Below are 408 nucleotides of genomic sequence, written 5' to 3' on the forward strand. Positions count from 1 at the left end.
TGGTAAGAATCCACAACAAGTTGTTCTTCATTGATGTATCTGAGGGTCTGTAGCTCAGTTGGTTAGAGCACACGCTTGATAAGCGTGGGGTCACAAGTTCAAGTCTTGTCAGACCCACCATCTGCCATGAAACAGAGAATCAGAAACATTAAATCTAAATGATAAGCTGGGGACTTAGCTTAGTTGGTAGAGCGCCTGCTTTGCACGCAGGAGGTCAGGAGTTCGACTCTCCTAGTCTCCACCATAGATTATAGAGCTTAGTAAGTTTATACTTGTTAACCTCTGTGATTTATCACAGTTTCTAGACCTGACGAAGGCTAGAAAAATCATTAACAGCATATATTTGAGTTGAAATAATTTGTTCATACTCATAGATAGAACGGAAGTTAACAGTAATTTATTACCTGT

At 39.7% G+C, this 408-nt stretch carries 2 tRNA genes; both read left to right on the top strand.

Annotation, left to right across the window (positions count from 1 at the left end):
* Positions 1 to 43: 43 nt before the first annotated feature.
* Positions 44 to 120 (top strand) — tRNA-Ile (locus E2K74_RS14495).
* Positions 121 to 168: 48 nt separating this feature from the next.
* Positions 169 to 244: transfer RNA gene (locus E2K74_RS14500), tRNA-Ala, on the top strand.
* Positions 245 to 408 lie beyond the last annotated feature (164 nt).

Origin of the sequence: Acinetobacter sp. RF15B (assembly GCF_007558235.1) — a bacterium.
GTDB classification, from domain to species: domain Bacteria; phylum Pseudomonadota; class Gammaproteobacteria; order Pseudomonadales; family Moraxellaceae; genus Acinetobacter; species Acinetobacter lwoffii_C.